Here is a 25,017-nt window from a genome sequence, read left to right as displayed (position 1 = left end):
CTGTGTCGCCCTGGCGCACTCTCTCGAACGCGACGCGGGATGGGTCGCGGTCAAGCGCGGCGGCTATGCCGACACATGGCGGGCGAACCACGATGGCGGACGGGTCGCTCACCCGTTTGAACGAACATGGCAAACTCTTCAGATGTCATATTGCCGAGGCCCAGGTTCGCCAGGGTACGCCCATGTGACAAGAATGAATTGTCTTTTAGCAGATATTGGCCAAGTTCTGCGATCAACTTCATTCGGCTCATCGACAATCCCTGCATCCTGCCCAATTCGATCATGGGAACGAGGCCGAACGGGATATCTTCAAGAATATATCTCGTCCGCAGGTCTTTCTGCCCCCTAATCTTCTCGTAGGCCGGATTCTTGCGACAGATTTCGGAAAGGCTTTCGCCCTGCACACCGTAAATTAATCGGTACAGCTCGCGCACAGAGGGCAAGTCAAAGCCGAAAGACTTCCCAAGAGCTACGCGTTCCTGGTCGATATCTTCCGCAAAGGCTCCAATGGTGGGGGTGATACCTTCTGAATAGTAAAGCCAGTCGTGCTGAGATTCGATCATGGAGAGGTTAAAGATCGTGGGGGCCGGATGCATTATGACAGCGCCATTGGACAGGCTCGTTTCCAGGACATTTCTTGCACCCCGAATCTGCGGGAACACCTCGTTGAGCAATTCCAGGATTTCGTTATTCTTGTTTGACGGCAACGTGGCAAGTAATACATCCTTCTTGATGGCAAGGATTTCGGCGTAACCAGGTTTCGCACTTCTGCACGCGTAGAGAAGATGATTGCTTTCCGCAACTGGGATATTTGCGGTGCAACCCGCATTTCGGAGAATCTCGCGGAATTCTATAGCCCCGCACATCGCACCCGGATGAAGGAAAACGATCTGCCCGTCAACCAAGTGCGAAGCGCACTTGGTCGCTATCTCAGCATGCGCGGTTGCTGGGGTGACCACCACCACAACGTGTGCCCCTGCGAGCGCTTCGCCGATGTCCGTAGTCGCGAGTTCAAGTCCGCCAAAACCTTGGAGAGCGCCGTCAATATTGATCCCACCAAGTTTGTTTATCTCTTCAATTGTTCTCGCCGTTCTATTGTACAATCTAACGCGACATCCCATGATGGCTAGATGACCAGCCATGGATTGACCACCATGTCCTCCACCTATGATTGCCCATATGATATCCTCTTTCATTTATGGTTTTACAGGATAGTGCCCCGAAGCGGATCTCGCGAGCGTAGTGACAGAGATTCGTCTTCTGGGCGGGCGGCTCGTGCCGAAGGATAGGCGAACGCTGTTGAAAGCCGCGCAATCTATGGCCTGCAGCGCATTCCTCTCAGCAATGATGTCAGGTTTACGTGGTGAGTTCCGTCGGCATTCTTGATCTCCGCAAAGCGCGTTGTGAAGGGCAACGTTCATCGTTGTCGCTCATAGAAAGCAGTGACAAAGCCGGAGATAGTTATAACGAAGATACCAAATAATTCGATCATGGTAGGAAGTTCACCCCAGATAATGAAACCGATACCAAGTGAGAAAACTAACGAGACATAGCCGAAGGGCGCGACCATCGAAGCAGCCCCCAACTGGTAAGCCATAGTTACCAGGATCTGCCCGATGCCGCCGACAAGCCCGATAGCAATCAAAGTCGGTATATCAGCGAGTTCTGGCCAAACATTTGCAAAGGGCAAGGTGGCTGCGCCAACGACGACTCCCGCCAGTGTGAAATAGAAAGCGGTCGCAGTGCTTGACTCGGTATCAGCCATCCTGCGGATAAAAATCATCGCGAGCGCGGCAGTCAACGCGCCGGCCAGCGACAGAACAGCGCCGAGCGAGATGCCGCTAACATCTGGATGAACGACCAAGAGAACGCCAGCAAAGCCGATGATCACGGCGGCCCAGCGATGGAGCGGTACGGTTTCGCCAAGCATGGGAATAGCTAGGATCGTAACGAATATCGGTGCAACGTAGCTTAGCGCCATGACTGTTGCTAACGGGATCATGCTGAGAGCGGTGAAAGTGAAGAACATCGAGCATATGCCAGCACCCGAGCGATAGAGATGAGCGCTAATCCGCCTAGTGCGCAGCTCCTGCCATCCGCTCAGCCGATATGCCAACCACAAGATTGGGACCATAGCGAACAAGCTACGAACGAACAAAATCTGTCCAATTGGATACTGTGGACCCATTCCTTTGATAAGCACCACCATAATGGTAAAAAGGGCGGCCGAAGCCAGACTACATCCGATAGCTTTATAGACAGCGACACGGTTTGAATTCACCAATGCAATCGGTCCGAGAGAAGACGTTCTCATACGATAAAACTCATGGTATCTCTAGCTATAACCGGGGCAACTACCTGAATTGGTCGGCGGCATGGTCCGCCACTGAACGCTAACCTTGTTGCTCCTTTTGCAGCGAAAGAAGAGGCCCCGTCGCCAGACTCGCACGCGTTCGTTGCGTCAGTAAGACCGACAGGACGAAGCCCCACGAGAGAATTAGCGGCATCGGCGGGGTATATTCGAACGGAAGTCAATGGAAGCAATCTGTCGTTCAGACGATCAGAGACATCGAACGGCGCGTAGGAATTCTATGTCCAGGAAGACGAGCTCACTGCCGGTTTTGATCGTGGCCAAATGAAGTGGACCCTATGCTGAGGACCACCGGGTCTGGTTTCTTAAGTGGAGCTGCTGCCGTTCGTTGTTGCCAATAGTTTACGCTACTGTTGCTTGCTGCTGTCCTGGCTGTGGGGATGTGGCAACGCGCAGCATTGTAACGCTTCTCGCTTGCGAGAAGCGTCATATCCACAGCCTGTTCCCCGAATGCGCCGGTGACACCTGCCCGCCAGACCGTCATCGGCGCGCGGTTTTCCAGCGCCTGATGGGGGCGCTGGAAATTGTAAAACTCGATCCATCGGGCATTCCGGCTTTGGCCTCGTGGCCATCCGAATAACCCTTGAGATAGGTGAGTGGCGCGGGGCATTGCAGCCCCGCGCTCTCTCAGGTAGGGTCGAAGACTGGCGCGCCGACAGGCCTCTCGACCGTGCCACGTTTCCAGTCCCCTCCACGTCGCACGCAGCATGCGGATTTCCCGCACTGCGCGCTCCCATTTGCTTCACGCCAACGCTTATGGGACCTATCCTGCTGGGGCGACTTTCGGCCCGTCGCGTCGCACTCTGTAGGCGTTGAACAGCCCGAGAGTGTCGTACAGCCACCGCCTATTCCATCGTTCCCAGCCGAAGCCCTTTCGTTTCTGAGCATGCGCCAGATGGCGCCTGACCTTCTTCTCCACCCAGTCTTTGATGAAGCTGAAGCACTCGCTGGAATGCCCCACCGCGAAGTAGTTCACCCACCCCCGGAGCATCGGATTGATCAAGTTTATCACTCGTTCAACCGGTTGCGACCGGTGTCGGCGGAACACCTCTTTGAGCGCCCGCACCAGTGCCGTCCGCTTTTTGAGCTTGGGCGTGTAATGCGGCCGCATCGCTCCGCTTAGTCCGCGGAAGTAGCGGAACTCAAAGCCCAGGAACCCAAAGTACTCACCGCGCTCAAGGTCCACTGTGCGGCTCTTTTCATCATTGATTTCCACCTGCAGCTTGGCGAACTCCTCCCGGAGTCGTTTGGTCACGGCTCCAATCAGCCAGTCATGACGCTTGTAGGCGTCGATCAAGACCACCAGGTCGTCAGCGAATCGCGCGTATTCGACGTAGGTGTACTTGCCGTTGCGGGTGACTTCCCGCGCTCGCTCCAGCATCCTGTCCACCTCATTGAGGTAGAGATTACTGAGTAAAGGCGAGATCACACCGCCCTGCGGAACGCCCTTCTTGCCTGAGGCTTTCAGCATCATCTTTAGGAGATGCAGTATATGCGCGTCATCAACCCGCCGCGCCACTTTCTCCAACAGCCGGTCATGCCGGACATTGTCAAAGTAGGCCCGCAGGTCAATGTCGAGAATCCGCGTCTTCCGTTGGACTATCGCTTCAGCCACACGCTTGATGGCGCCATGTGCTGTCCGTTTGGGCCGATATCCATACGACCCCGGTTGAAAGTCAGCCTCGAACACAGGCTCGAGGATGAGCTTGAGCGCCCCTTGCACCACTCTGTCGCGGATCGCCGGAATCGAGAGGACACGGACTTTGCCCCCGTCCTTCGGTATCTCCTGCCTCCGCGCGGGAAGTGGCTGGTAGGTGCGCCCGATCAGTTCGTCCCGTAACTGCTCGAGCAGAGCTTCCACGCCTTGCGTCTCAATGGCCTCGAAGGTGACGCCGTCTATTCCCGGTGCTCCATCGTTCTCTTTGGCCATCTCATACGCAGCGCGCAGGGTCTCCATCTTGCAGACGTGGACGTATAGTCCCCAGAACCGCCAGGACGGTTCAGCCTTTGCCTTGACGTATATTCTCCGCCTCAGGTCCTGCAAATCGATGGACGCCTTTGTCATCTCGTCCTTGCCTTCCCTATGTTGGAGACATTGCAAATGGCAGGGTCCCTTGGCTCCACGGATATTACTCCGCTTCATTGCTACTCCGGACCCGGCCGCCACCCTCTCGTCTTCGGCCGACTTCCCGGTTTCGCCGGTTATACGGCCTACCTTGCTCCGACGATTTCGCGTCGGGACGAGGAGGGCTTCTCCAGTTGCTCAGCATGTCCTTGTCACCGTGCTGTCGCTTCCACCCCGCCGAGGTGAACATCCGTATCGGTCAGTCTTCAGTTGCTCATGCTGCCTTCGCCCTCCGGTTGAAGGCTCGGCCCTCGGGGATACTCACTTTCGAGGCCACAACGCGTTCACTTTTATTACGGCCCGATGACTCGTAGCCTCCCCTGGGGAGACTTTGTCGATAGGCTTCAGAGTTTCAGTTTCCATCACCTCTGCTATCCAAACTACGGGGCTCTGACTTCTACCCCGGCAGGTTTGTCTCCTGCTGAACATGCCAGCCTTCGCTGGACACACAACCGGACGTGAACCTCGCGATTCATCCGGCTCCCGTCATCCAACCGTTGATCCGGCAACCCAGTGAGCGAACAGGCCTGGATTGCGTCGCTTCAGCGATCGCAACCATTCCCATACCGCCAACGTGTGTCCTCGGAACCGTTTGTATTGTCGTGTTGCCCATCGAACGATGTAGGCATCGATCGTGCGCAACTCCTCTTGAAGCTTCGAGGGATAAAACCGCCCGGAGTGGCGGCGCACGGCCTTCATCAGAAGGCTCCAATCGATTTCGTCGAAGAAGCTCTTGATGTCGAGGTCGAGCACCCAATCGTGGCTCCAGCATCGACGCCGAGCCACAGCCAGTGCATCATGTGCTGATTTCCCTGGCCGATACCCATAGGAATCCATGTGGAACACGGGCTCCAGAATCGGTTCAAGATAACGCTTGGCCACCATCTGGGCGATCCTGTCCGAGACCGTTGGTATTCCCAACGGTCGCGTGCTGCCAGCTCCGCCTTTCGGTATGTCAACGCGCCGCACCGGAGGCGGAAAGTAGCTGCCCGAACTCATCCGATTCCAGATCCCATAGAGATTCTTACTCAGATCTCGGTCGAAGTCTTCGATCGACTGCCCGTCAACACCAGCTGCCCCTTGGTTAGCCTTCACGTGCTTATACGCCTCCCACACATCGCGTTTGGCAATACAAAACGGCTTGGCCTTACTCATGCCGATCATCCCCTTTCGGGTTGTCGACCGCGTAAAGCCGGATGACAACGCCCCTTCGGTGCAGTGCCATTACAGCGCCTTCGTCCCTAATACGGGCGTTTCCGCCCCTGTGCTCCGCATCGGTACTCTGCTCCTTGCGGCGACGAGCCGCTTGGAGTCCTCCCTTCACATCGGAGCGACAGGTTCCTGTGTTCCTTGTCAAAGCCTGATCCGACGTCACGCCACCTTCATGCCGGACGCCGGTTGGACAGTCGGCAGGCTCCCCCCAACCCTTGCTCGCGGGATAGACATCCTGATCCCGGTTTCGACGTCGATAGAACACGTTACGACACGTCATCAGCGGTTTACTTACGTTCGTCTCCTCGGATCTCACCTGACGGAGTTTCCTCCGCCTTTTCCTCCAACGCTCACTACTAGGGCTCTTTACCCTCGCAGCTCGGAGCGGTTTGACGTCTACCCCTGCAGGTCGACTTCGGAGGGCCATCCTCCATCTCTGACAAAGCTTCGTCAGGATTCAGGCCGACGCCTGACTTCCACAGCACACGACGTCCTCGTGCTTGACGCTGCGCCACAGCCGTTCGATGAACACGTTGTCCATCCAGCGGCCGCGACCGTCCATCGAGATCCGAATGCCGGCGGCCTCCAGCACGCCGGTGAAGGCCGCGCTGGTGAACTGGCTGTCCTGATCGGTGTTGAAGATTTGCGGCTTGCCGAACCGCGCCAGCGCCTCCTCCAGGGCGTCGATGCAGAACGACACGTCCATCGTATTGGACAGGCGCCAGCTCAGCACGGCCCGGCTCGCCCAATCGATCACAGCCACCAGATAGAGGAAGCCGCGTCCGATCGGGATATAGGTGATGTCGGTCGCCCTGACCTGGTTCGGCCGGTCGACGGTCATGCCGCGCAGCAGCTAGGGATAGATCAGGTGCCCCGGCGCAGGCTTGCTGGTGCGCGGCTTCGGCCCCAGTGCCTCGATCCCCATCTTGCGCATCAGCCGCTGCACGCGCTTGCGGTTGATCGGAACGCCATCCTCGCTCAGCAGCCACGCCATCCGCCGCGAGCCCAGAAACGGCCGCGCGGTGAACAGTTCGTCGATCTGGCGCATCAGCCTCAGATCGTCGTCATTGGCCGGCTGCGGCGTCCGGTAAACGCCCGAGCGCGACAGCCCGAGCAGCCGGCACTGGCGGCGGATCGACAGCACGCCATGCGCGCGGTCGAGCTTCGCCCTGCGGTCCGGGATGCTCATCTTCCGGACCTCTTCGCTAAAAAATCCCGCTCCACGACCAACTGCCCGATCGTGGCATGCAGCTTCTCGATCTCACGGTCGCGACCAACGTCCGCCGCCTCCCCAGCGGGATCAAAAGCTCTGGCCGCCTGATCCAGCAGTTGCTTCTTCCAGGAATAAATCTGGTGGGATGCACCTCCTAGCGCGGCGCCAGATCGGCCACGCTCACCTGTTCACGCTGCGCCTCCAAAGCGATCGTCGCCTTCAGCGCCGCGTCGATCTTCCGTCTCGTCTTCTTCGTCATCGTCCGCTCCGTTTACCAAACGGAACGGCTACATTCCAACTAGGCTTCTGGTCCCAAATCCGGGGGCCACTTCACCGATTCCCGCCGGTCACCAACTTTGGGCGATAGCTCCATTCGTTGTCACGTACATGTAAGGAGTGTAAAAGCCAATCTGACCGCCAGAATTACTAACTTGAATTCCTGAATAGCACTCCAAGCATGACCCCACTGTGCTTGAGGGATAGCTCGCGACGCCAACAATGGCTGATTGCGGGGTTCGCTGACGGTACTAACCCCTTCGGCAATAGATGACTCACCTCGTTGCCCACGCTGAATTTAAGGTTTATGGCTCGGCAGCGCAGGAACGTGCTGCCACGGTCTTTGCTCCCATGGTAGAGGGGCGCATCAAACGGAATACCTTCAACGTCGGGCATCGCACCCCTCCTCGCTCTTGGGATCGAAGATGCAGCTGACTCATCTCACCAAGACATCTGGTTGTGGAAGCATCATGAAGAGAGTGCAATGTGCGGCCTCGCATCCGGCTTACGCGTCCGTCGTCTTATAGTGAAGTCGGAGGCCGCCTTGCACCTCAGTTTTGTGCTGCTGAATGGGCTTGACGTTGTGCATACACTCCGGAGAAGCGTGCTACTGAGGTGACGTTGAGTCGAAAGCGACTCGCTATCTATGGTTGTGCAAGGGGATGCCATCTTCCCTTTATGGGTGCTAGACGGACTGCTCGGCTGCAGATGTCGAACTGGAGTACGAGAGCCCGCCGACAACTTCGCTTGTCTTCTTGCCTTCCGCTTGTTTGTTTGATGACACAGAATGTTGAAAGTCCCAAATGACCAAACGCGGAGACAGCGGGATGAGGAGGCTCGCAAAGCTATCGAATTCGTGTCCGGCTTGACTAACCTAATGCTCCCAGTCGTTGTTCGTGAAGGCGAGCGCCATACGGCGCGCCATCCACCTTGAACTAAATGCGGAGCAGTTTTGCGATGTAGTGTGCAGAAATTGCAGTCTCATCTAGGTGAAAGACCTCGGGCACCATCGCCCGGGGCCAATTCGTTGGTGTGATTTGTGAAGGGTGCCTAATTAGGACACCACCCCGGTTTGATCGCTGCATTGCCTCGCCCCCGCCGCACACCGATCCATGCCGATGATGGTCGCCCCTCAAAATTGCGCAACATCAACTCCTTTTTCTGAGGAGTTGCCTTTGCGCGTCGAGCCTCGCTAATCTGCAGCACCGGTGCGAGCTACTGCGGCTTCCAATCCAGCAACAAAGGAAACCTGATATGATCCCTCTTGAAGAGGCCTTTATTCGAGCGATAACGTTGCTTGACGGTCCAAAACCGACCGAGCAACGGGCTCAAATCGTCGCCCACCTGGATACTATTATAGACTATGCACGCGACGATGCCGAGGAGCGCCTAGCCCATAGCTTCAAAGCGGTGGCCCTGAACCATCTCGACAGTATCGGTCGAGATACGTCGACTATTGTTAAGGAAAAAATGGAGCTGGCTCTGATCGCCACCGAAGAATTGATTCTAGCTATCGTCGAGCGCAACCGGCGGGAAATAAGATCCGAGCGATGTCCATGCAGGAACTTTGCAACTGGGCAATACGCCGGCCGGTTGTCGCGATCAGCTAAGCATGAGCAATGACTACCTCCACCAAAGACATGCGCGCAGCGCCATCGGACCAAGCAATAACCTTCAAAGTCACGGCCGGCGCGTGACTGGAAGCCCTTCGATCGAGGAGTTCATGGTCTACTTGTTCGAGCCCGACGGGAATGTAGTGCACTGCGTAAGGCTGATTTGCGCTGATGAGGAAGCGGCTAAGCAGCGACCACAGCAATTAGCCAAGACCAATAGGGTCGAGCTTTGGCAGCTCACTCGCAAGATTGCGAGCTATCCGTCACGCGCGAACTGAGGCGCTTGGTTTACGCAGTCCTCGCTCTTACCCTTTGCCATGGCGTTTGTCCCTCACACACACGATCCCGGTCTCCCGGCGCCGGCGCTTCAGGTCTTCCTGGTAAAAAGTCACCGCCAGATGGATTATCCTTCCGCCGACCGCGATCGGATCGTTGATATCTAGGAGGACGGCGTTCTCATCATCGGCTTCATCTGGTGCCATCGCGCGGCCCAACCTGCGCACCAACCCAAAATTCAGCGAGTTTCGCGTTAAGGTCGTCGCAGATCTCTATCGGGCCGATCGGATCAACATCGCCCATTTTCTAGAGACCAAGATACTGAGGAGGATCGCCACCTCCACAGACCACTTCCATGGAAGGTGGCGGCGATCCCGATCGTCTCCGCATCCTTTCGGTGGCATCGACTACCGGAAGAAATACGCTGAGGGCCTCTCTCCCGAGGAGTCTCGCATCCACCGCCAGCCGAGCTGAGATGGATCGAGCGTGCCATCGGGCCGCGCCGCTAAACGCCCTTGGCGCAAGGCATATCTGACCGCACCTTCACTGCAGCCTTCCGCCCCCATTCCCTTCGGCTCAATCCCATCTTCCGGTTTTCTCCATGTCTGCGTAATTGCGCGGGTGCGTAAAGAGTGTCAGAGTCTGTCGCTAGAGAGTATCCCTCCGGCGGCGACCGCCTTGTGTAGTTTGCGGGGCGGCCTAAGGATTTGACCTTAACTCTAGCTTTAAGGTCACGTCGGGAATGCAGGTCAATGTGTTGGGCGCCGAGCGTCGGCGGCGATGGAGTTAGGACGAGAAGGTGCGCCTTGTCGAAGAGACCTTGCAGCCCGGCGAGACGGTCTGCGGGGTGGCACGCCGGCACGGGGTGGCTCATAGCCTGCTGTTCACCTGGCGTCGACAAGCGGTAAGCGCTCCTTTCTACGCACCTATGCAGTTGAGCGCGGGGATGGGATGAGGTGTCCACCATGAACGAGGTGGACACCATCGATGATCACTCCAGAAGAACTTTTGAGACTTGAGACGGTCGGCGTGTTGCGCAATGGGCGGCGTCGCTATGATCCGGCCAGCAAACAGCGGCTGGTCGAGGCCTGTCTGCAGCCTGGCGTGTCGCTGGCGGGGCTGGCGGGGCTGGCGTTGCAACACGGCGTGAACGCGAACCTGCTGCGCAAGTGGGTGGCCAAGCGACAACGTCAGAACGGGGATGGCCAGCCGGAGGCGCCGATTGCGCCAGCCTTTGTTCCGGTTCGCGCGCCGTCGCCGTCGCCAACTCGATCTGCTGGCGCGATCGCGGTTTGCGCGACGGAGCGATCCTGTGCAGGGCGGCTGACGGCATCGATGCCCAACGGCGTGAACGCTTTCGCTGGAAGGCGGCGACGCGCAGTTAGCTGTCGGCGGTGATTGAAGCGCTGGGGCGTTGCGATGTTCCGGCTGGCCTCTGATCTTCGGGTCTACCTTCACCGCGAACCGATTGACTTCCGGGCGGGCATCAACAGCCTGGCGATCGTGGTCGAGCAGTCGATGGGGCTGGATCCGTTCCAGCGCGCGGTGTTCGCGTTCTGCAATCGTCGCCGCGACCGGATCAAGCTGCTGATTTATGACCGGTCAGGATTTTGGAAGCTGCTGAAGCGGCTGGAGGCCGACAGATTCCACTGGCCCCGAAGTCAGGAGGCGGTGCTAACGCTGACGACGGAGGAGCTGCACTGGCTGCTTGACGGCATCAACATCGCGGCGGTGCGTCGTCATCCGGTGCGGCAATATCACAGCGTGGGCTGAGCGTGTTCGATGCGGGCGGCGTCATCAGCGCTATCGGATGACGCCGGCCACCGCATGGAACTCGGTTGACGCGGCGGCATGACTTCGATTCAAGACTACGATGAGTCGCAGGCCCACGACGCACGAGCTGGAAGCCTTGATCGCGGCGCACGCGGCCGAGCTCGCGGCGCTGAAGGCGGAGAACGAGAAACTCGCGCAACGCGTCCTGCATCTTGAGGAGCAGTTGCGCCTGGAGCGCTTGCGCCGCTACGCGCCGAAGAGCGAAACGCTCAAGGAGCGCATCTTCAACGAAGCCGAGCAGGCCGCCGCTGAAAGCCGGGACGACGACGATGTCGAGGCGGTCGCCGTGCCGGACACGGGATTGCGGGAGGCTCCAAAGCCGGCACCGAAGACACGCGGCCGCAAGCCGCTGCCTGACGATCTGCCGCGCCAACGCGTCGAACATGATCTGGGTGAGGATCAAAAGGACTGTCCGTGCTGCCGCAATCGGATGCATCGGATGGGCGAGACCGTCACCGAGCAGTTGCACGTCGAGGTGAAGGCGTCGGTGCTGCAACATGTGCGGTTCAAATATGCCTGCCGTCACTGCGAGCGCACCGCGCTGAACACCCCGATCGTGACCGCGCCGATGCCGGCGCAGCCGCTGCCGGGTAGCGTCGCCACGCCATCGACGCTGGCGCTGGTGCTCGCCAACAAATACGTCGACGGCACGCCGCTGTACCGTGTGGCGGACGCGCTGGGGCGCGCCGACGTCAGCATCAGCCGCGGGACGCTGGGCAACTGGGTGATCCGGGCGAGCGAGTTGCATCTGCATCGGGTCTATGACGCGCTACAGCAAAAGCTCAGGTCGCAGCCCCTGGTCCACGGCGACGAAACCTGGGTCCAGGTTCTGAAAGAGGACGGCCGGGATGCGCAGGCCAAATCCTTCATGTGGGCCTATCGCAGCGGCCAGGACTACGCGCAGCCGGTCGTGCTGTTCGATTACCAGCCCGGTCGCGGCCAGGAACATCCTCAGGCCTTCCTGGCCGGCTATCGCGGCTTGTTGATGAGCGACGGCTATGACGCCTGGGGCACGCTGACAGGCGCGACCATCTTGGCTGTATGGCGCATGCGCGCAGGAAATTTACCGATGCGCTCAAGGCCAGGAAGACGCCCGGCGGTCCGCCATTGCAGGCGCACAAGTTCTTCGAGGCGTTGTATGAGGTCGAGAGGGTGGCGCGCCAGACGCCGCCCGACGACGAAACGCGCGCCGCATACACCTTGCGGCTGCGCCAGCAGCATAGCCTGCCGGTATTGGCCGCCTTCCGGACCTGGCTCGACGACCAGGCGCCGAAGGTCCTCCCCGAAAGCTTGACCGGCAAGGCGATCGCCTATGCGCGCAACCAATGGATTATCTGACCCGTTACACCAGTGACGGTCTCGCCCCGATCGATAACAATGTTCTGGAGCGCGACATCAGGCCGTTTTGCACCGGACGAAAAAGTTGGCTGTTCAGCCACACCGTTGCCGGCGCCAAGGCAAGCGCCGTGATCTACAGTTTGGTGCTGACATGCCGGGCATGCGGCGTCGATCCCTATGCATGGCTACGTCACGCGCTCACCGAATTGCCCCAGCGCGCGCCAGACGCCGATATCGAAGATCTGTTGCCGTTCAACTGCACCGCTCAAAAAAACCTGCCAGCTGAGAATAGCGGCTGACGTTCGAACGCTCAGGTCAACCAAGCCGTTCCGATGACACTGCTGGGGCCCGGCGTCACGCGACGCCGCGGCCAGGCGCGCGCGTAGCCTGTGCGGTAAAATACGCGCTTACGACAAGCGCGCCAGGGGCGACTGGGCGGCGATGCTGCGCCTGCTCTCGTTCCCGTCGAGGTCACACCTGTAGCGGCTCCGATCTCGAGCGGCGCACCACAACTGGCGTCTTCACCGCCTGCGCAGCGTGCAAGGGCCGGAATCATCGAGATTGAGCTCGGGGGCGGCTGTCGTGTTCGCGTTGACCGTGACGTGGACGTTGAGGCGCTGCAGCAGGTTCTTGAGCTCTTGCGACGACGATGATTCCGATTCCGAGCGGCGTCAGGGTCTGGATCGCGACCGGCCACACCGATATGCGCCGCGGCATGCGAAGCCTGGCTCTTACGGTTCAGGAGAGCCTGAAGCGCGATCTCCATGCCGGCGATCTCTACATCTTCCGGGGCCGCAGCGGCGATCTGGTCAAGATTCTTTGGCATGATGGGTTGGGCATGTCGCTCTATGCCAAGCGCCTGGACCGAGGCAAGTTCATCTGGCCTTCGGCGTCGGACGGCGCGGTATCGATCTCAGCGGCGCAGATGGCCTATATGCTGGAAGGGATCGACTGGCGGAATCCACAACTGAGCTGGCGACCGAGAAGCGCAGGTTGAGTACAAAATCCAGCAGGTTTTGCATTTTTGGGGAGTCCCAACGCTTCCAATCTGTGATTCACTGTGTCGCATGGATGCTGAGCGCGACGCTGTTCCGGATGACATTGCCGTCCTGAAAGCGGCGCTGGCAGCCGAGCGTGCGAAGGGTTTGGAAGTCGCCGCTGAACTTGCGGTCGCCCGCGCGAAAGCGTCTGAGGACGAAGCGCTGATTGCCCAGCAGAAGCTGCAAATCGCCAAGCTAAGGCATCAGATCTATGGCCAGCGGTCGGAGCGTTCGTCGCGCCTGATCGAGCAGTTGGCCTTGACCTTCGAAGAGTTGGAAAGTGACGCCACTGAAGACGAGCTGGCGGCAGAGCGCGCTGTGGCCAGGCGACGACGGGGCGCGGATTTACGCGCAAGCGCGGCGAACGACAGACGTTCCCTGAGCATTTACCGCGCGAACGAGTCGTCATCGAGCCGCCGACGGCTTGCCAGTGCTGTGGCGGCAATCGTCTGCGCAAGCTCGGCGAGTACGTGACGAGGACACTGGAAGTGGTACCGCGCCAGTGGAAGGTGATCGAGACGGTGCGGGAGAAGTTCTCCTGCCGCGACTGCGAGAAGATCAGCCAGGCCCCGGCGCCATTCTATGCCGTCGCACGGGGATGGGCCGGCCCGAGCCTGTTGGCCATGATCATGTTCGAGAAGTACGGCCAACATCAGCCCTTAAACCGCCAGGCCGAGCGCTACGCCCTCGAAGGCGTGCCGATCGCGCTGTCGACCCTGGCGGACGCCGTGGGGTCGGTCTGTGCGGCGCTGGATCCCCTGCTGCGCCTGGTCGAAGCCCATGTCATGGCGGCCGAGCGCCTGCATGCCGATGATAGTGTGCTGCAGAAGCACACGGAAAGGATGATCGAGATGATCTGAAAATCTGTGTGCACAAGCTGTGGCAGCGATGAGGGTAGGCCCCTCGGGATCGACTTTCAGGAGTAGGTCCCAAATCACTTCAAGCGGCTTCGCTTAAGAGGCGCGGTCGTGAGCGTTGAAGCCAACGGTCGGGAATACCCGAACGGATAGGCGTCCGAGAGACGAATGAAAATGAACCCGCCGATGAACCGTCGTAACGTGGAAATCGTCGTCAAAACCAGAGGTGTGTCGTCCCTCTGGGATGAGCCCGCCGGAAGCCTGATGACCGGGCGGGCGGCGACCGGCGTTGAGGGGGCGTGAATCGGATGCAGGCGCTGCCGCGGAACTGCAGGAACCAGTCGCTCCGATGGAAAGGGAGAAGCACAAGCGGAGAAGACCGCGAGGCGAGATTACCGACGCGGAGCACTGGGACGGACCGATCCGTATTAGCGACGAAGGCTCGTAATGGGGCCGGAGCAAAGGGATCGGATCAGGAGGGCTGGCCACCGTCGCAACTGACAACAGGAGGACGACGGTGAACCAGCCGAGCAAACCGTTCAACATCGACAAGAGAGAGGTGTACGAAGCATATCTGCAGGTGCGATCCAATGGTGGCGCAGCCGGTGTCGACGGAGTGACGATTGAGCAGTTCGAGTCCGACTTGAAGAGCAATCTCTACAAGATTTGGAATCGAATGAGCTCAGGCGCCTACTTCCCGCCGCCTGTTCGCGCCGTCTCCATTCCAAAGAAGAGTGGGGGCCAAAGGATCCTCGGGGTGCCCACTGTGGCAGACCGCGTGGCACAGACGGTTGTCAAACAACTAATTGAGCCGGCTCTCGACGCAATCTTTCTGGCGGATTCTTACGGCTACAGACCCGGTAAATCGGCTCTCGATGCCGTAGGCGTAACGCGACAGCGGTGCTGGAAGTACGATTGGGTTCTGGAGTTCGACATCAAGGGACTGTTCGATAATATCGACCACGAGCGTCTGCTGCGGGCCGTCCGGAAACATGTGACGTGCGCATGGGCGCTGCTCTACATTGAAAGATGGCTGACAGCGCCGATGGTGCAAGAGGATGGAACGATAATCGAGCGAAGCCGCGGTACCCCACAAGGGGGCGTGGTGAGCCCGATCCTCGCCAACCTCTTCATGCACTATGCATTTGATCTCTGGATGGCACGGATGTTCCCCGATCTCCGGTGGTGTCGGTATGCAGATGACGGGTTGGTACATTGTCGGAATGAGATGGAGGCGCAAAGCATTCGCGAAGCGCTCCAGGCTCGGCTGGCAGAGTGCTGCCTGGAACTGCATCCTACGAAGACGAGGATCGTCTACTGCAAGGACGACCGACGCCGGGGCAAGACTGAGACGGTCATGTTTGACTTTCTCGGTTATTGCTTCCGGCCGCGATCGGTCCTGCGGCCGCGTTCGCAGAGGATGTTCTGCGGGTTCACTCCGGCGGTCAGCAAACCAGCGCTGAATGCCATGCGAGCGACGATCCGAAGCTTGAAACTTCGCAAGCGAACCGAGGTGACTTTGGACGATATTGCCCGCGAGCTAAACCCGATGGTTAGGGGGTGGATCGCTTATTATGGGCAATATACGCGTTCGGCGCTCTATCCTTTGGCGCGCTACATCAACCAGACGTTGGCTATCTGGTTGAAGCGAAAGTACAAGCGCTTCCATCACCGCTTGGGACGCGCGCGTCTCTTCCTGGAGAAGATCGCGCGTGAGAACCGCAGGCTCTTTGTGCATTGGCAACTCGGCGATGGCGGCAAGCTTGCCTGATGGGAGCCGGGTGAGGCGAGAGTCTCACGCCCGGTTCTGCGAGAGGCTGGAGGTGAAATCCCTCCGGCCTACTCACCCGACGGTGCCGGTGCTGGCCAAGGGCAAGACCGATACGGCACGGTGCTGGATCTACGTCCGGGACGATCGGCCGTTTGGCGGCGCCGGGCCGCCGGCGGCGATATTCTACTACTCCCGCGACCGTAGGGGCGAGCATCCCCAGGCGCATCTGGCGGGGTATGCCGGCATCCTGCAGGCCGACGCCTATGACGGGTACAACCAGCTCTATCTGGCGGGACGCCACCCTGGACCGATCCGGGAAGCGGCGTGTTGGGTCCATGCGCGGCGCCCGTTCTTCGCCATGGCCGATATCGAAGAGAATGCGCGTCGCAAGGCCACCGGCAAGCAGGAGCCCCGAAGAGCGTCTGGAGATGCGACGGACGCTAAGCCGGCCTCTGGTCGAGGATCTGCAGGTCTATATGCGGGAGCAGCTCGCCAAGCTGTCCCGTGGGCACGACCTGGCCAAGGCGTTCAACTACATCCTGAAGCGATGGGCGAGCTTCACGCTGTTCCTGCAGGACGGACGAGTCTGTCTCTCCAACAATGCCGCCGAAAGAGGCTTGCGAGGCATCGCTCTTGGACGAAAATCCTGGTTGTTCTGCGGCTCTGATCGCGGCGGACGGCGCGCGGCGTCCATGTATAGCTTGATCATCACGGCCAAAATGAATGGCGTCGATCCGCAGGCCTGGCTCACGGATATCCTTGCCTGCATCGCCGTCCGCCCAGCTCACCGGCTGGACGAGCTTCTGCCCTGGAATTGGACGCCGGCATCTGCGTTCCCCGCTCGAGCGGCATGACCACGCACGTCAACAAAGTTCATCACGTCACCACCCTCACCCAGGTCGCAAAAGACCTCGGTGAAGACGAAGACTGGCTGCGCGACATTACCATCGGCGTTCACCGACTTTGGCATCGAAAACCTGATCGAGCTCGTCAGGTTCTATAATGGAGATCGAGGACGGCCTGATCTGGGTCTATGGCGTCGGCGAAGATGGTGTGCAGGCCGTTGGCAACGGAAATGATCCAACCAGCCTGCGGCCTACGCCGGATGCGTACGCTAGAGAGTTCGAGCGCTTCGTTTCCCCGCACTGGCTGCTCCCGGCAGATCGGCCCGTGCTGCCAGTCTACATCATTGGACTGGTGCAGAACGACTAGAAGGGTACAGGGTGGACCCGGTAAAGTGACCCTCGAAAACTGTTGCGGGGGGATGTCCCGATCAATGTTGAACTACGTCGGGCCGGCATTTCCGAATGAATGTTATGCGGCCCTCGTGAATCGAGCACGCCGATCTTTTGGCGAATGTCGGCGGGGAACGCCGGAATGGGTCATCGTCGCCGGCAGGCTTGCAAGCGATTCCGTGGCCCCAGGCTCACCGCAAGCTTGAGGATCTGCAGCGCGTTCAGGAATTTCACCGCCGCCTCCGTGCCGCCGACGATGTCGAACGAGAACGTCGCCCCCGCGCCGAGGCATTGCCGCGCGAACACGCGGCGCCGGAGAGCGAGTCCTGCTCGTGATGACCGAGGTAATGCACCTTGGCGACCTTCGGGTGGTCGCGCAAAAAGTCCGCCACGAGCCGCGCATTCGCATCGGCTTTCTTCATCCGCAGGCTGAGCGTCTCGAGCGAGCGGTTGATCATCCAGCAGGAATGCGGATCGAGCTGGGTGCCGATGGCGCCGCGCAGCGCCTTGATGCCTTTCATGATCGCTTTCGATCCGAGCGCGGCGCCCGCGATCAGGTCGGAATGGCGCCGACATACTTGCTCAGCGAATACAGCGACAGGTCCGCGCCGTGCTCGATCGGCCGCTGAAACACCGGCCCGAGCAGCGTGTTGTCGCAGGCGATGATCGGCGTGTGTCCCTGCGCCTTGCCGATGGCATCGACGATGCGGCGGATCATTGCGAGGTCGACGAGGCCGTTGGTCGGATTGGCGGGCGTCTCGATCAGGATCATCGAAACCCGTCCCCTCCCCGTCCCCTCCCCGTCGCCTCCTCCGCGCCTGCCTGACGGGGGCTTCATCGATGCCGTCGGCAAAGCCGACCGCGCCGATCGACAGACGCGCAAGCGTGTTCGTCAGCAGGGTCTCCGTGCCGCCATAGAGCGGCTGAGAGTGCAGGATGACGTCGCCGGGCCGGACGAAGGGCCAGGATCGTGGTCGCGATCGCCGCCATGCCCGAGGAGAACAGCGCACAGCTCTCGGTGCGCTCGTAGACCGCGAGCCTGTCCTCCACGATCTCGCTGTTGGGATGGTTGAAGCGTGAATAAACCAGGCCCGCGCCCATGCCTTCTGGCGGCTCACGCCGGCCGGGGACGTAATCGAAGAAGTCCTGGCCGTCTTCGGCGGTCTTGAACACGAAGGTCGAGGTCAGGAACACCGGCGGCTTGATGGCGCCCTCCGACAATTGCGGATCATAGCCATAGGTCAGCATCAGGGTTTCCGGATGCAGCATATGGTTGCCGATATGGGTCTTCGACGGGAACGGATTTACCATGGTTGCCTCGCTGTTCTGATGCTTGCCCCGCGTTGCGGGCCGAATCGGTGGTACACGGCGGTGGTCACACAATCGAGCCCGGCCTTTTTGGGCTCCCTGTTTTGCGGCGGTCTTCGCGCAGTTGCGGCATCGGGGAAGCGAGTCCGACTCTCACCGCTACTTGCACACATTTTAGCAGCTGACCTGAGCAATGCGCCGGCGTCTAGGCCGGCGCTCCGCAGCCCTGACGTACAGCGCTATGCCTCATGCGAACTAACAAAAGCTGCTTCACAGCCTGAGGCCGTGACCATCGAGCACCCTACCCCTTAGAGCGCCCTTGATCTCGCAGGCAATTTCCTTGCATCGTCCCAAGGTTGCCAGTCCGTCGCCAGATAGTCAGCAAATTCCGCCGCCTCCTTACTCCGCACGGTTATCTCTGCACTGTCAACGTCAGCGTCGGTGACGCCGGAAACTTCAAATAAGCGCATAAGTGCTGCTGGATAGTTTCAGATCTCAGGAAGGATCAAGCGATTGTGACGCCGAGCTTTCCCGCCGAGCGCGCAATGCTTTCGCCGCAACGAAGTTACTGACATCCCGCGAGGTCAGGCCCACGGTCCGATAAGCTGAAACAAGGGCGATCAGGGCGGAATGTTACGGGGTGGTGGTCGATGAGAAAGGTCGACAGACCAAGTGACCTGAAAGCCCCTTTCCGCTTACGCTACCACTCCGCATGGCGGCCTAGCACCGTCAGAGGCTCCACCTATCGATGCGGAAACTCGGTTTAGACAATCAGGGCAGCTCTGAACCACCGTTTCTGGTAGTGGTTGTAAGTCACGCGATGCGGTCTAATGCGGGTGCGAGTTGCCCGAGGTCGGAGACGGATGGCACGAAGAATGGCGTTGAACACTCTACGATAGGGCCAATCGCTGAACCAGAACTAAATGGGATGGTCTCAATATCGCCACGGCCGGCGAAAGCTACCAAGAAAGGATGACGCTATCCATGCCACTAGGCTCGTCCAAGCCACGACTGACAAGACCCCGATCCGGATATCCGCGGCCTAACGTCGGCGGAAGCGGACCAAACGCGTCCTTGCTCTCGTTCATGAGCACTTCGTTTGCCTAGGCGGTTAGCGATGTGACGATTTGATCAGACTAGTTCTCTCGCGATCCGTGGCAATGAGTGCAACGCCCTGTTTGCTCTCTCCACTATGCCAGCTTTCATCTGTCGCTATATTTCCCGCACTCCATCTGGGCTATTTACAATGATCTCCGTTGCGATGCATGAAGACCGCCTCTCACGAACATCAACCCTATACGCGAGTCCATACTCTCATCATCGCAGTTGGGGAAATATTCGGTCCGGCCAGTGGTTGTGGTTCCCTTACCGATGCTGACGCTCATGAGTATGCCGGAAGCTTACGCTCAAGATCTGGCAATGATAGAGTGGTGCCTAGAGCTCGCTCGGCGCGGTGCGGAGCACGGAGAGCTTCCGTTCGGGGCTGTCATTGTTTCTAAAGGAGAGATCGTTGCCGAGGCGACAAATTGCGTTTCGTCGGAAGGCGACGTAACTAGACACGCGGAGCTAGTCGCGCTTTCTCGGGCACAAAAGAGTCTGAAGCGAAAACGTCTGCCAGATTGTACTTTGTATTCGATCGTCGAGCCGTGCCCGATGTGTTCGTTTCCTACCAGAGAGGCGCGAATAAGTCGGGTGGTCTTCGCGCTTTCCTCTCCGGTGATGGGCGGATACTCGAAATGGACCGTACTGAAGGACGAGCATCTATCCAGTAAACTGCCTGAGGTTTTTGGAAGTCCGCCGGAAATCGTGTCCGGACTGTTGTCAGCGCGAGCCGAGCAGGTCTGGCGTGACTGGAACCCGATTGCTTGGCGATACATGAAACGAAGAGGTTGCTTTGGACCGGCAGCGGAGTTGCCTGAACGCCATGCGTCCGCACCGCGGCCCATCGTATCCTGGAGCGGCTTGACCGCCTTTTTCGCTGCGCCGGCCCTTTCGATTAGCAAGGCCTTTTTGCGCTCTCGTCCGAGTTCGAAGTCAATCCTTCCCGAATAACCGACGCGACAATCGCCTTCCAAGACAAAGGAAATTGAATGACAAAACCGCTTGCTCTTGTAACCGGCGGATCATCCGGCATCGGGCTTGAACTGGCCCTACTTCTGGCTAAGGACGGTCACGATCTGGTAATCTCAGGTTTCAGTGATCGTGTTCAGCACGCGGCTAGTGAACTCCGGTCGCTCGGCGCTGAGGTGATTGCTTTCAGCTCCGATCTGACTACGGCGGAGGGCAACGAAGTTGTCATCAAAGTAGTATGGGATACTGAGCGGCCATTGAAGATTGCGGTGCTAAACGCAGGGATTTCCATCGGTGGCGCATTTCTTGAAATTCCGCTGGAACGGCATTTGGATCTGATTAGTTTGGACGTCATCTCCCCGGTCCGTTTGATTTATGCCCTACTGCCAGGCATGATCAAGAGCGGGGGTGGGAAGTTTCTGTTTGTCAGCTCGCTCTCCGCCACTACGCCTACGCTTATGAGACAGTTTACGGTCCCTCGAAGGCATTCCTGTCGTCCTTCGGCCACAGCCTGCGCGAAGAACTGGTTGGCACGAATGTCGGGATCACCATCTTGCAGCCGGGAGCCACCGCAACGGCATTCCATGCTAAGGCCGGCATGGGATCGACAGCATTTGCTGACAATAACTGGAAGAACGATCCGGCCCTTGTAGCACGCCAAGGCTATCACGCCCTCCTTACTGGCGAAACCTGCGTGATAGGGGGGCGATGAAGCCACCCGAGAGGCTACACGTCTGAACAAGGTGCTGTCTGAGGAAGAAAAGGCTCATCGTCATGCGATGATGGCTCGACCGCAATAAGGAGTAATGGCATTAAGTTCGATAGCCTGAAGCTCTGAGGTAATCGGCACATTGTCGGAGGTGAAGGCGTCGAGTGGGTGTGCGATTGCGGCCCAGACCGCAACGGTGCGCGGGGCAGCTTTGCGGAACGCAGGTGCTTGAGCTTGCCGACCAGCCGAATGAGTTGACGCCCTGGAGCAGGCCGCTGGGAAAGGTTGTAATCTTTGAGGCTATCAGCACCAACATGAGTGATGTGCGGATTGACACTTCGCGGTGGGAGCGCGAGTACGGGAAGAAGCCAAGGGGGCGCCGCTATTGGCGCTTCCGGATCATATCGCCCAGTATTTCGGCGAAAGACTATGAGTTCAGGACGGAGATTCCATTGATGTTCCCCAGGGCGCGCAGGGCGGCAGTAGAGAGGGCGCGGCAACGCGGTTCGGATCAAGTCGTGGTGCTACCGTGAGGAACGATGGCGAGTTGGGCAATCGAACGCATAGTTTACCGCAAGACGCGCCGCTACGTAATCGCCGGCCATGGCAAGAGTATGAACTCGGTCAGTCGTGGACGAACAAGGCGCGCGTCAAGCCAGCTTTGAAGAGTCGTTGTTCTCACAAGTAGCGCGCGACGTGGAATCGAGGAGTACCAAATCGCGCGGTGCCGCTGCGCGCAAAATGTCATTCATGCGCCATCCCATCTTCACCTTCGATCACAAAGCGGTGCTCTGGCAGCTGCTGTAAGGCTATCGCATATTCAGTTTTACCACCCAGCACGGCTGATGTCGCGTCGCGGGAAAGACCTCGTCGCCAGGGCCCAGACGATGGCGCGACGGCCCCCAAAAATCGTCTCGCGCGACTTCGTGTCAGATCAGATCACCGACGGCCGTCGCTCCGCATTCTGACCGTGGTCGACCATAGCACCCGCGAGTGTCTGGCGCTGGTGGCCGATACCTCGCTCTCGGGCACCCGCGTGACACGGGAACTGGAGCCGCCTGATCACCGAGCGCGGCAAGCCTAACACGGTGGTCAGCAAAAACGGCACTCAACTCGCCAGCAATGCCGTTCTGACGTGGGCGGATCAGAGCCGCGTCGCTTGGCACTACCTCGCGCGAGGCAAGCTGACCTTGCCCCCAGATTTTATCCAGTTCTGAGTTCGCTCAAGCCATTGGATTTGCCCAGTTGGGCGGTGGTAGCGACGGGAGCTGGCGCGGAGCCATCGGCATAGCGCAGCGCCAGATCCCGGCGCGGGTGGCAGGTGAAGGCGAACTCGGAGGGTGTCTTCCATCCGAGCTGTGAGTGCGGTCGTGTGTAGTTATAATCGGCGAGCCACGACGCGGGTCTGAGCCAGCGACGTGAACAGCGTCTCGTTCAGCAATTCATCCCGGAGCCGACCGTTGAAGCTTTCGATGAAGCCATTCTGCATGGGCTTGCCCGGAGCGATATAATGCCAGGCGACGCGGCTCCGATCGGCCCAGGTCAGGATGGCGTTGCTGGTAAGTTCGGTGCCGTTGTCGCTGACCACCATCTTTGGCTTGCCGCGCTCCATGACCAGCCGATCCAACTCCCGCGCCACCCGGGCCCCGGAGAGCGAGGTATCGGCCACCAGCGCCAAGCACTCGCGGGTACAGTCATCGACCACGGTCAAGATGCGGAAGCGGCGGCCATCCGTGAGCTGATCGGAGACGAAGTCCAGTGACCAGCGGTCGTTCGGTGCCATCGGCACCGTCATCAGCGCCCGGGTCCCGATCGCCCGCTTGCGGCCGCCACGGCGGCGCACCACCAACTTCTCTTCCCGGTACAGCCGGAATAGCTTCTTGTGGTTGATCGCAAAGCCCTCCCGCTTGAGCAGAACATGCAGGCGCCGATAGCCGAAGCGGCGGCGCTCCTGGGCGATCGCCTTCATGCGCTGGCGAACGCCGGCATCATCCGCTCGGGTCGTCCGATATCTCATGGTCATGCGGCAGCAGCCTATGGCTTTACACGCCCGCCGTTCGCTCATCCCGTGGGCATCCACGAGATGCGCGACAGCCTTCCGCTTGGCCGCGGGCGTCACCACTTCTTTCCCAAAAGGTCCTTCAACGCCGCATTGTCCAGCATGGCGTCAGCCAGGAGCCGCTTCAGCTTCGTGTTCTCGTCCTCCAGCGTCCTCAGCCGCTTGGCCTCGGAGACGTCCATCCCGCCGTACTTGGCCTTCCATTTGTAGATGCTGGCGTCGCTCACGCCGTGCTTGCGGCATAGATCGGCGACCGACACCCCGGCCTCGTGCTCCTTCAAGATCCCGATAATCTGCTCTTCCGTAAAGCCGCTACGCTTCATGCTCTGGTCCTCGTTGTGGGCCAGAACGAACTTCAAACTGGATTAAGCCCCGGGGGCAAGGTCAAAGCCCTTGCAGAACGCTTTCATCGAGAGCTTTAGGTATAGGCAGCCCCGCTGATGCAAGGGATTTCAGCAGCACTTTGGATACTGGCCGGGTGCGTGCATGGATATAGCGTGTTAGTGCGACCGATGCGATGGCCGCTGGCCCTGGATGGAGATCGCGGATCGAGGTCTCATCAACGGGTCGCGCTTGTTGCGCCTAAAGCTCTTCGGGCTTGCTCGATGTCCAGCTCCGCCGGTGTCCATCATGCTGTCATTTGCCCTCACACCATCCGTGGCCAACTTGATGGCAACGCGATGGCAAGGACCATGGGCCGCTGCCGTTCAAGCAGGGCTTCGATACAGCCACGTCCGGCCCAGGACCAGCCCTTTGGATACCGAACGACCTTGCGTGTTCCGATGTCTAGCAAGTACCTGAGATAGGAATCGCCCTGTTTCGTAATCCGATCTAGCCCGTCCGTTCCCGGCGGTGGAATTCCGCTTAGGCCTCCGGCCAAGCCAGGCCGCGAACTCCCGCGCGGAGCGGAAGATGGTCGCGTCCGGCACGGTCGCGGCGAGAGCCGGGGCCGTTATGAGACCAATCCCGGGAATCGGATCGATCAAGCGCCGTGAGCGAGAACGTCAGAAGTAGGTGAATGGAATTGGCGAGTAAGCGCTCCAACTACCAGACATGATAGTAACTCACGGACCAGTGCGGAGGCTAAATTCGCAAGGACGCTTCGCGGCCGTACAGAAAGTCGTATCAGAGGAGCTTTCAACATGCTCACAGCAGCTGAAATTGCCAACGCAAAAACTCGCGTCAACTATCAAGATGACAATTGTCTCCACGAGGATGATGATAGCGTCCGGATTGCCTATCAATGGCTGGACGCGCAAATAACAACAAAGAAGAAGTTGAGAGCGGGACACCCTTTAAAGGAGATCATTGAAATTTGGGGCGGTAGGTTCGTTGCATCGTCTGATGTACGCGTTGCAGCCGAATTGCACCCACGAATTCGAGGGATGTACCCGCGGTTTAATATTAGCTCTCGCTTAACACTTCCTTCATGCCGTCGTCTGTTGGCTATTGCTGGGGCCAGAACGCAAGACTACTCGCTTACTGCCAACCACATCATCGAAACGTATGCCCGAATCGAAGGACCATAGATCAGCCGTTTGCTTGTAGACCCGCACCTAAAAACCTTTTGTAGCTCTAAACAGGCTTTGCGTCAAAAAAAGCTCCGACCATAACTCCAGGGCGCATCGAGCGGCCGTAAGGGGCCGTTCAGGGGCCATCTACCGAATGACGGGGTGATCTGCGAGCCTGCGGTTCGTTTTGGACCGTTAGG

The 25,017-nt window shown here is 59.1% G+C and carries 19 protein-coding genes and 7 pseudogenes; 16 read left to right on the top strand and 10 right to left on the bottom strand.

What is annotated here, in order from left to right; genetic code table 11:
- Positions 1-50: 50 nt before the first annotated feature.
- The 6 genes and pseudogenes from AB7M16_RS24875 to AB7M16_RS24850 all read right to left on the bottom strand — a co-directional run bounded on the left by AB7M16_RS24875 (position 51) and on the right by AB7M16_RS24850 (position 6,897).
- A complete protein-coding gene (locus tag AB7M16_RS24875; protein WP_453945416.1) occupies positions 51-1,196 on the bottom strand; it encodes an NAD/NADP octopine/nopaline dehydrogenase family protein in 1,146 nt (381 codons plus the stop codon).
- 221 nt (positions 1,197-1,417) lie between these two features.
- Positions 1,418-2,314: a DMT family transporter gene (locus tag AB7M16_RS24870; protein WP_453945415.1), complete on the bottom strand. Its 897-nt coding sequence runs from the start codon at positions 2,312-2,314 to the stop codon at positions 1,418-1,420.
- 820 nt (positions 2,315-3,134) lie between these two features.
- The gene (ltrA, locus tag AB7M16_RS24865; protein ID WP_370137870.1) at positions 3,135-4,436 is read right to left on the bottom strand and encodes a group II intron reverse transcriptase/maturase; all 1,302 of its coding nucleotides are present in this window, start codon (positions 4,434-4,436) and stop codon (positions 3,135-3,137) included.
- A 738-nt stretch (positions 4,437-5,174) separates the two neighbouring features.
- A pseudogene (locus AB7M16_RS24860) lies at positions 5,175-5,651 on the bottom strand (reverse transcriptase domain-containing protein); the annotation flags it as partial.
- A 514-nt stretch (positions 5,652-6,165) separates the two neighbouring features.
- Complete coding sequence (locus tag AB7M16_RS24855) at positions 6,166-6,549, bottom strand: DDE-type integrase/transposase/recombinase (RefSeq protein ID WP_124163398.1); 384 nt, start codon at positions 6,547-6,549, stop codon at positions 6,166-6,168.
- A gap of 12 nt (positions 6,550-6,561) precedes the next feature.
- Complete coding sequence (locus AB7M16_RS24850; RefSeq protein ID WP_453945413.1) at positions 6,562-6,897, bottom strand: IS3 family transposase; 336 nt, start codon at positions 6,895-6,897, stop codon at positions 6,562-6,564.
- Between the two features lie 1,554 nt (positions 6,898-8,451).
- Between AB7M16_RS24850 and AB7M16_RS24845 the strand changes: the two genes are divergently transcribed.
- From AB7M16_RS24845 to AB7M16_RS24790, 12 genes and pseudogenes are all read left to right on the top strand, one after another.
- Positions 8,452-8,820, top strand: coding sequence for a hypothetical protein (locus AB7M16_RS24845; protein WP_260374211.1), 369 nt, complete (start codon positions 8,452-8,454; stop codon positions 8,818-8,820).
- 1,065 nt (positions 8,821-9,885) lie between these two features.
- The gene (locus AB7M16_RS24840; protein WP_081493138.1) at positions 9,886-10,041 is read left to right on the top strand and encodes a transposase; all 156 of its coding nucleotides are present in this window, start codon (positions 9,886-9,888) and stop codon (positions 10,039-10,041) included.
- Positions 10,042-10,073: 32 nt separating this feature from the next.
- Positions 10,074-10,484 carry an IS66-like element accessory protein TnpA gene (gene tnpA / locus AB7M16_RS24835; RefSeq protein WP_148090219.1) on the top strand — a complete coding sequence of 137 codons (411 nt, stop codon included), beginning with the start codon at positions 10,074-10,076 and terminating at the stop codon, positions 10,482-10,484.
- Between the two features lie 21 nt (positions 10,485-10,505).
- Positions 10,506-10,859, top strand: a complete 354-nt coding sequence (gene tnpB, locus AB7M16_RS24830; protein WP_124163395.1) for an IS66 family insertion sequence element accessory protein TnpB — start codon at positions 10,506-10,508, stop codon at positions 10,857-10,859.
- A gap of 100 nt (positions 10,860-10,959) precedes the next feature.
- Positions 10,960-12,556 (top strand): annotated as a pseudogene (gene tnpC, locus AB7M16_RS24825) (IS66 family transposase).
- A 350-nt stretch (positions 12,557-12,906) separates the two neighbouring features.
- A complete protein-coding gene (tnpB, locus tag AB7M16_RS24820) occupies positions 12,907-13,254 on the top strand; it encodes an IS66 family insertion sequence element accessory protein TnpB (protein WP_036032545.1) in 348 nt (115 codons plus the stop codon).
- 70 nt (positions 13,255-13,324) lie between these two features.
- Positions 13,325-14,121 (top strand): annotated as a pseudogene (locus tag AB7M16_RS24815) (IS66 family transposase); the annotation flags it as partial.
- Positions 14,122-14,322: 201 nt separating this feature from the next.
- Positions 14,323-14,457: a hypothetical protein gene (locus AB7M16_RS24810; protein WP_256436599.1), complete on the top strand. Its 135-nt coding sequence runs from the start codon at positions 14,323-14,325 to the stop codon at positions 14,455-14,457.
- A 214-nt stretch (positions 14,458-14,671) separates the two neighbouring features.
- Positions 14,672-15,925 carry a group II intron reverse transcriptase/maturase gene (gene ltrA / locus AB7M16_RS24805; protein WP_199752525.1) on the top strand — a complete coding sequence of 418 codons (1,254 nt, stop codon included), beginning with the start codon at positions 14,672-14,674 and terminating at the stop codon, positions 15,923-15,925.
- Positions 15,926-15,971: 46 nt separating this feature from the next.
- Positions 15,972-16,779 (top strand): annotated as a pseudogene (tnpC, locus tag AB7M16_RS24800) (IS66 family transposase); the annotation flags it as partial.
- Positions 16,776-16,928, top strand: a complete 153-nt coding sequence (locus tag AB7M16_RS24795; RefSeq protein WP_162130879.1) for a hypothetical protein — start codon at positions 16,776-16,778, stop codon at positions 16,926-16,928. The pseudogene tnpC (AB7M16_RS24800) and the gene AB7M16_RS24795, both read left to right, overlap by 4 nt.
- Positions 16,928-17,137 (top strand): hypothetical protein, encoded by a 210-nt coding sequence (locus tag AB7M16_RS24790; protein WP_050996349.1) that lies wholly within the window; start codon positions 16,928-16,930, stop codon positions 17,135-17,137. Before AB7M16_RS24795 ends, AB7M16_RS24790 begins: the two co-directional genes overlap by 1 nt.
- Here AB7M16_RS24790 and AB7M16_RS24785 read toward each other — a convergent pair.
- A pseudogene (locus AB7M16_RS24785) lies at positions 17,134-18,471 on the bottom strand (cystathionine gamma-synthase family protein). The gene AB7M16_RS24790 and the pseudogene AB7M16_RS24785 overlap by 4 nt on opposite strands.
- A 305-nt stretch (positions 18,472-18,776) precedes the next feature.
- Entirely contained in the window at positions 18,777-18,938 is a 162-nt protein-coding gene (locus AB7M16_RS24780) for an NEL-type E3 ubiquitin ligase domain-containing protein (RefSeq protein ID WP_083235187.1), read from the bottom strand.
- A 901-nt stretch (positions 18,939-19,839) separates the two neighbouring features.
- Here AB7M16_RS24780 and AB7M16_RS24775 point away from each other — a divergent pair.
- From AB7M16_RS24775 to AB7M16_RS24765, 3 genes and pseudogenes are all read left to right on the top strand, one after another.
- Complete coding sequence (locus AB7M16_RS24775) at positions 19,840-20,520, top strand: nucleoside deaminase (protein ID WP_124163993.1); 681 nt, start codon at positions 19,840-19,842, stop codon at positions 20,518-20,520.
- Between the two features lie 38 nt (positions 20,521-20,558).
- Complete coding sequence (locus AB7M16_RS24770; RefSeq protein ID WP_199752523.1) at positions 20,559-21,191, top strand: SDR family NAD(P)-dependent oxidoreductase; 633 nt, start codon at positions 20,559-20,561, stop codon at positions 21,189-21,191.
- Between the two features lie 970 nt (positions 21,192-22,161).
- Positions 22,162-22,431: pseudogene (locus tag AB7M16_RS24765) on the top strand (DDE-type integrase/transposase/recombinase); the annotation flags it as partial.
- A gap of 19 nt (positions 22,432-22,450) precedes the next feature.
- On the opposite strand, the pseudogene AB7M16_RS24760 reads toward AB7M16_RS24765, so the two are convergent.
- A pseudogene (locus AB7M16_RS24760) lies at positions 22,451-23,629 on the bottom strand (IS3 family transposase).
- Positions 23,630-24,013: 384 nt separating this feature from the next.
- A complete protein-coding gene (locus tag AB7M16_RS24755) occupies positions 24,014-24,235 on the bottom strand; it encodes a hypothetical protein (RefSeq protein ID WP_370140868.1) in 222 nt (73 codons plus the stop codon).
- Between the two features lie 213 nt (positions 24,236-24,448).
- Here AB7M16_RS24755 and AB7M16_RS24750 point away from each other — a divergent pair, with 213 nt between their 5' ends.
- Complete coding sequence (locus tag AB7M16_RS24750; protein ID WP_124163956.1) at positions 24,449-24,835, top strand: hypothetical protein; 387 nt, start codon at positions 24,449-24,451, stop codon at positions 24,833-24,835.
- Positions 24,836-25,017: the final 182 nt, after the last annotated feature.

Source organism: Bradyrhizobium sp. USDA 372 (genome assembly GCF_053629095.1).
Note: the sequence above shows the minus strand (reverse complement) of the source record. Positions and strands in the feature narration are given on the sequence as shown.